Raw genomic sequence first — 6,601 nt, 5'->3', positions numbered from 1 at the left:
AAAGCCGCAACCGGATCGAGATCATGTTTGGCCGCCTCAAGGACTGGAGGCGCGTTGCAACACGCTACGACAGGTGCCCCAACGTTTTCCTCTCCGCTGTCGCGCTCGCTGCTACCGTCCTGTTCTGGCTATGAGTCCTGACCCTAGAGGGTCAAGACGAATATCGGGTCCTGGTCCGATCTTCATTAGGTGGTTGCAACGACGGCACGGCGCCGGTTGAGAGCGAACCCGCCAGCCACCGCGACGAGCATTAGCAACTGGGCACCCATCGACTGCACGGTCGGGAAGATGCCGAGCACCGAGACCCGAATTCCGCCCGCGAGCGGCGCAATGTCGATTATGCCGGCTTCCTGCAGCGCCGACACACCCTTGCCGGCGAGTACGATCGTGAGAAGCGCCATCAGCCACGCGCTGTAGGCGAAGAACTTCGCGATCGGCAGGTCGCGACTGTAGCGCAGCATCCCCCAGGCAATGAAGCCGAGCAGCAGGACCGCCGAGCCAGCGCCAGCCAGCATGACCCCGCCATTACCCTGGGTCCAGAGCGCGGCATAAAACAGGATGGTCTCGAACACCTCGCGATAGACGACAATGAAGGCCAGGCCGAACAGGAACCAAGCCGATTGCCGTGACAGTGCGTGCGACATTTTTTCGCGGATGTAGCGCTGCCATTGGTCCGCCTGCGCCTTGCCGTGCATCCAGATACCCACGGAGAGCAGGACGATGCCCGCGAACAGCGATCCAAAGCCTTCGGTCAACTCCCGGCTCGCGCCACTGATCCCGATCGCATAGGTTGCTACCGCCCAGGTCAGGCCGCCCGCCGCCAGCGCGCCGATCCAACCGCCATGAACATAGGGCAGCACCTCGGGTCGCTCGGCCTTGCGAAGGAAGGCGATCATCGCAACGACGATCAGCAGAGCTTCGAGCCCCTCGCGCAGCAGGATGGTGAACGCGCCCAGAAAGGTCGAAGCGCTGCTCGCCGCGTCCGGGGACAAGGCTGCATCGGCGTCGTCGAACAAGCCATCGAGCACCTGAACACGGCTCGCTATCTCGTCGGCGGGTCGACCTTGCTGGAGCGAGGCCCGAAATTCGCCCATGGCGCTTTCGATATGCCCCATGAGCGTTGCGTCACGCGCGGTCAGCATCGGTTCGAGCGGTTCGAATCCGTCGAGATAGGCCGATAGAGCCAGCTCCTGCGCACTGTGGCGGTCGCCCGCGCGATAGGCCGCAAGGCTCTGTCCAAGCTTCGCGCGTGCCACATCAAGGGAGCCGGATGCCTGCTGAACGACCACTTCCGGGTGGCGGCGCAAATAAGCAATGACCGTATCGGCCTTGTCTGCTCCCACGTCTTTGGCGAGGATCGCCGGAGTCATCCCGGCCAACGCGGTCAGATCGGGAATCCGCTGGCGAAGGCTAGGATCGGCTTTCCAGAGCCGTTCGCCTTCCTTAGCGGCGGCATCGGAAAAGGCGAAATGTCCAGCATAGAAGGCAAGCGCCCAGCGATCATCGGATGGCAGCGATGAGAAGCTTTGCATCGCGGTGCCGTCGATGCCCTGGTCAATCACCTGATAGAGCGCGAAGGGGCTGCGCTGGCGGGCGCGAGCAACGTCGGTGAACGCGATTGGCGGGGTGGCGAGCTTGGCGGCGTTCGGGCCGCGACCGTCGCCGGCCGCACCGTGGCAGCTCGCGCAATTCTGGGCGAAGAGCGTCGCACCACGAGCGAAATCGGGCGCCTTGGCTGGAGCAAGCGGGACCGGATAGGCCTTGAGCAGATCGGCGGCGAGACCATGGGCAAGGTCGGCAACCTGGTTCGGTGAGCCCTTGGCGGCAACAACCGCCTGAAGCCGTACCGCACGATCGATGAGCCTGCTGCGCTCGGGTGTTGGCGGCAGCGTCGCGAGACGCGCGGAGACCGACGCTGCAAACTCGGTCATTTCGCTATATTCGGACGCGCTCTTGACCTTTCCGCCGGAGACCGCGCCACCGTAATCGACTGCCATGTAGTCGAGCAGCCGCCATGCGGTCTGGACGTCAACTGTTTCGGCTTGGGCGATGGCGCTTGCGCCCAATGCGCAGGACGCAGCAGCAAGCACCGTCAATACGCGGAACACCCATCGGTGGAGTGAGGGTGCTCGCCCGCAGATCGACAAAAGGCAGAGGCTGCTCGAGGACGTAAACATCCGCTTCTTTTAGACCCTCTAGCAGCTAGAGGGTCAAGCAGTTTTTGCGACTTGTTTGCATTAACGCAGCTAACCGCAAAAGCAAATCTGAGTCTGCCGCCCCCTCCTAACCGCCCGCGGCAGAATCCGGCGCCAGGGTTTCAATGATGCGGCATTCCGAAATGGTGCCGTGCCCACACTGGACGATCACGCTGCTCAATTCCGATCGTAGCGTATTCAGATCCCGAAGCTTTCGGTCGATCTCGGCAAGATGATCGCGGGCGATCGTGTCCACAGCCTTGCACGAGATGCCCTTCTGGTCAGCGAGCTTGAGAAGCTCCTGGACCTGGCCGATTGAGAAACCCAGCGCGCGGGCGCGGCGGATGAAGCTGAGCCGTGCGAGATGCTGCGCAGAGTAGGCCCGATAATTGCCCTTGGTCCGACCCGGCGGGGCAAGCAAGCCCACACTCTCATAGTAGCGAATTGTCTCTACCTTCGTTCCGGTCGCGGTGGCGAGCTTTCCGATGCTGAGTAGCTCGACGGACATATCGTTTGACCCTCTAGTGACTTCAGGCTTTATAGAGGATGTCATTTCGAAGAGTCGAGGTGACGATATGATCGAGCAAACCGACGCACGCGCTTTAGCGATGGACCGCTGGTGGCGCTTCAAGGTCCGCGGGCTCGACTGCCAGAATGAGGTTCGACTCATCAAGGAGGTTCTCGTACCCCTTATCGGAGACGAGCAGCGTCTGTCGTTCCAGCCAAAGCACGGTTTCCTTGATGTCGACGTCGACTCAGGCATCGGGGTGGAGGCAGTGATTGAGGCCGTATCAACCACCGGGATGATAGCCGAATTGATCACCGCGGATGCGTTCACCGAGGATAAAGCAGAGGCCGACAGTTGCAGCAGCTGCTCGGGCGAACCGGTGCCTGCCCAACAGACGCTTCCCGACCGTCCGGATAGTGTCATCTTCAAAATCCACGGCATGGACTGCGGTGACGAAGTCGCAGTTCTCAAGCGCGAAGTCGGGCCGGTCGTTGGGTTGGGAAACCTGTCGTTTGATCTTATCAATGGCCGCATGTCCGTCGTGGGTACTTCGGACGCTGTACATCATGCCGGAATATTGAAGGCGGTCGAGCGCGCCGGCATGCGCGCCGAACTCTGGAAAGACGGCAAGAACAGTGCCGGTGCGCAAGGCGAGCAGCGTCGGCGCCGCATCCAGGCCGCGCTGACGATCGGGAGCGGCGTGTTGGTCGCGACGGGCTTTGCGATCCATGTCCGCGCGAGCGGCCTCGCTGCGGTGCTCCACGAGAGTCTGGCGCGTGAGACCCATCCCCCGCTCCTCGCCATGCTCGCCTATTCGCTGGCGATCCTCTCGGCGGTTCGGTACGTCGCCCCAAAGGCGATCCTTGCCGCGCGACGGCTCCGGCCAGACATGAACCTGCTCATGATCGTCGCGGTGGCAGGCGCCTTGGGCATCGGGCAATGGTTCGAAGCGGCGACGGTCGCATTCTTCTTCGCCCTCGCTCTCGCTCTCGAAGCGTGGAGCCTCGGACGTGCCCGCCGCGCCGTCGCCGCACTCATGGACATCGCGCCCGACACCGCCCGGATACGGGATGCCGCAGGCGTCGAGAAGGATGTGCCGGTCGCTGACGTCGCGGTCGGTACGCAGGTGATCGTTCCGCCCGGCGGCAAGATTCCGCTCGACGGGCGTGTGGTTGCGGGAACGAGCGCGGTCGATCAGGCGCCGATTACGGGCGAGAGCGTCCCCGTCACCGTCACGCATGGCGCAACGGTCTTTGCCGGGACCATCAACGGCATGGGCGCGATCGAGATCGTAACGACGCGGCCGGCCTCGGACACAACGCTCGCCCGTATCGTGCGCATGGTCGGTGAAGCGCAGAGCAAGCGTGCGCCGACCGAACAGTGGGTGGAGCGCTTCGCGCGGATCTACACGCCGGTTGTGATGCTGCTCGCGCTGGCAGTATTCCTTGTGCCGCCGCTTCTGCTCGGGGGCAGTTGGGCTGCCTGGTTTTATCAGGCGCTGGTTCTGCTCGTCATAGCCTGCCCTTGCGCCTTGGTCATCTCGACCCCCGTCAGCATCGTCGCGGGACTGACCGGCGCGGCCAAGCAGGGCGTGCTGGTCAAGGGAGGCATCCATCTAGAAATGCCTGCCCGCATCACCGCGATCGCGATGGACAAGACGGGCACGCTCACGCTTGGACGTCCCAAGGTTGTCGAGCTGGTCCCGCTTGGCGGCCGGGACGAGCTAGAACTCTTGGCGATTGCCGCGGCCATCGAAGCGCGAAGCGAGCACCCTATTGCGCGTGCGATCCTCGACGCCGCAGCAGGACGCGGCGTTGACGTGGTCCCTGCAAAAGCCGTGACGGCGTTGCCCGGCAAAGGCGTCGTTGGCACGATCGGCGGTCGAGAGGCCTGGGTCGGATCGCCGGGCTATCTTGGAGAGCGTCTTGGGGGCGCTCGCGATGATGCGCTCACCCTCCAATTGCATCGGATAGCCGTAGCTGGACTGACCGGGATCATTGTCGGTGAAGCGGCGTCAGTCGTCGGATTGATTGCGGTCGGTGACGCCGTGCGTCCCGAGGCAAGGCAGGTCGTCGCGCAGCTGCATGAACTTGGCATCGCGCAGATCGTCATGCTGACCGGAGACAGTCGCGCGCCTGCCCAGGCCATCGGGCGCGACACCGGCATTGATGAAGTTCACGCCGAGCTGCTTCCGGAACAAAAGGTCGAGGCGATAGAAAGGCTGGTAGCACAGCACGGCCTCGTCGCCATGGTCGGCGACGGCGTCAATGACGCTCCGGCGATGGCGCGCTCGGGCCTCGGTATCGCAATGGGCGCGATTGGCAGCGACGCGGCGATCGAAACAGCAGATATCGCGCTGATGCAGGACGATCTCTCTCGCCTGCCGTGGCTCATTCGGCATTCGAGGGCGACGCTCGCCGTCATCCGGCAGAACATCGGCTTCTCGCTGGCGATAAAGCTCGTTTTCGCAGGCCTGACGCTGCTTGGCATGGCGTCGCTCTGGGGCGCGATTGCAGCGGATGTGGGCGCATCCCTCCTGGTCGTGCTCAATGGCATGCGTCTTGTCGGTCGTGGCGAGCGGGTTCAATAATCCGGTTACCCCGGGCAGCGAAGCAACAATTTAGGCTCACCCACCACCCAATAGGACTGCACTGACATGACCGGACAATGTGCCGCGGGCGTCGACACGGGCTTCGTGACACTGGGGTATGCCAAGGTCGCCATATTGGGCGTTGTGCAAGGTATCACCGAACTTCTGCCGATTTCGTCGACCGCCCATATGCGCGTCGTGCCCGCCCTGTTGGGATGGCGAGATCCCGGCTCGGCTTTTTCGGCCACGATGCAGCTCGCCGCGCTCGCCGCTTGGTGGTCGGTTCCGTGTCGGCCATCGGCCATCGACAGTTCGCCGATCCCGATCTCCGTCTGGCGATCGGGATCGCTCTTGCGACAGTCCCGATCGTGCTGGCGGGTGCTCTGCTGTCCAACAGCCTCAATACATGCAACTCCCCCTTTCGCGCCTTTCCCGTGATTGGCTGGGCCTGCATCGCGATGGCGGTGCTGATGGGTCTCACCGAGCTTCTGGCGCGCCACAGCCGCAGCGTTGAGAAGGCATCGCTAGTTGACACATTGCTCGTCGGGCTTGCGCAGGTCGGTGCCCTCATTCCAGGCGCATCGCGCTCTGGATCAACGCTCACTGCCGCGCTCGCGCTCGGATTCAAACGCGAGGAAGCAGCCCGTTTCTCGTTCCTGTTGGGCATTCCAGCGATCGCTCTCGCGGGATCAAAGGAAATATGGGAGCTGCATAAGACTCATCTCGATATGCATGGCTGGTCCGTTTTGGCGCTCGGTCTGGTTGTCGCGTCCGTTTCGGCATTCGCCGCGATCTGGGCGCTGATGCGCGTCCTTGAGCGGTTCTCCGCTTGGCCGTTCGTCATCTATCGTGGGACACTTGGCGTGCTTCTGCTCGTTGCGACCTCGAACGCGTGGCTGATTTGACTTTGGAGCGCCACATAAACGAGTGCGAGCGTCACGCACAACGGCGAGGCTAATCGCTGGGCGACTGGGCACCTAAACCTTTATGGCCCGACTAAAGTGAAAGACACCAAGATGATTTGGGAAGGTGTTCCGGTTACTCGGCGTCACATGATGAGGGGGCTCATTTACGCCGGCGCTTTCGTAGCTGAAGCTCATTTCAAGCTTACCCAGGCGCGCGAGGTGACCGCGCGCCAGGAATGGACGGGGTTTTCTACCTTGAAGCGCCCCGGGTTTTCAGGAGGCAGTTTTCATTGGGCTATGCAGCCATATCGAGGTTCTCGAGGGCTGCATAGTAATTGTCTTCGGCCTCAGCGGGCGGGATGTGCCCGATAGGGCCGAAGAGCCGGTGATTGTTGTACCAATC

At 62.7% G+C, this 6,601-nt stretch carries 4 protein-coding genes and 1 pseudogene; 3 read left to right on the top strand and 2 right to left on the bottom strand.

Translation table 11 applies throughout. The features are described 5' to 3' along the window. Positions 1 to 134: transposase (locus F4U95_RS24220; protein ID WP_150426975.1), on the top strand; the 134-nt coding region annotated here is incomplete at its 5' end. A 51-nt stretch (positions 135 to 185) separates the two neighbouring features. On the opposite strand, the gene F4U95_RS24215 is transcribed toward F4U95_RS24220, so the two are convergent. Together F4U95_RS24215 and F4U95_RS24210 are read right to left on the bottom strand one after the other, a co-directional pair. Further along, positions 186 to 2,177 (bottom strand): cytochrome c/FTR1 family iron permease, encoded by a 1,992-nt coding sequence (locus tag F4U95_RS24215; RefSeq protein WP_369818185.1) that lies wholly within the window; start codon positions 2,175 to 2,177, stop codon positions 186 to 188. Between the two features lie 106 nt (positions 2,178 to 2,283). After that, complete coding sequence (locus F4U95_RS24210; RefSeq protein WP_054435807.1) at positions 2,284 to 2,703, bottom strand: MerR family transcriptional regulator; 420 nt, start codon at positions 2,701 to 2,703, stop codon at positions 2,284 to 2,286. Positions 2,704 to 2,770: 67 nt separating this feature from the next. On the opposite strand from F4U95_RS24210, the gene F4U95_RS24205 reads away from it, so the two are divergent. Together F4U95_RS24205 and F4U95_RS24200 are read left to right on the top strand one after the other, a co-directional pair. Further along, entirely contained in the window at positions 2,771 to 5,293 is a 2,523-nt protein-coding gene (locus F4U95_RS24205; protein WP_246171713.1) for a heavy metal translocating P-type ATPase, read from the top strand. A gap of 66 nt (positions 5,294 to 5,359) precedes the next feature. Continuing rightward, positions 5,360 to 6,198: pseudogene (locus F4U95_RS24200) on the top strand (undecaprenyl-diphosphate phosphatase). The last annotated feature ends 403 nt before the right edge of the window (positions 6,199 to 6,601 follow it).

It is taken from the genome of Sphingobium limneticum (genome assembly GCF_008710165.1).
Taxonomy (GTDB): Bacteria; Pseudomonadota; Alphaproteobacteria; order Sphingomonadales; family Sphingomonadaceae; genus Sphingobium; species Sphingobium limneticum.
This window is presented reverse-complemented; position numbering and strand designations above follow the sequence as displayed.

Bases quoted from the DNA above. Each gene is read 5' to 3' on its own strand.
- F4U95_RS24215 (WP_369818185.1), bottom strand. From the start codon at position 2,177: ATGTTTACGTCCTCGAGCAGCCTCTGCCTTTTGTCGATCTGCGGGCGA.
- F4U95_RS24210 (WP_054435807.1), bottom strand. From the start codon at position 2,703: ATGTCCGTCGAGCTACTCAGCATCGGAAAGCTCGCCACCGCGACCGGA.
- F4U95_RS24205 (WP_246171713.1), top strand. From the start codon at position 2,771: ATGATCGAGCAAACCGACGCACGCGCTTTAGCGATGGACCGCTGGTGG.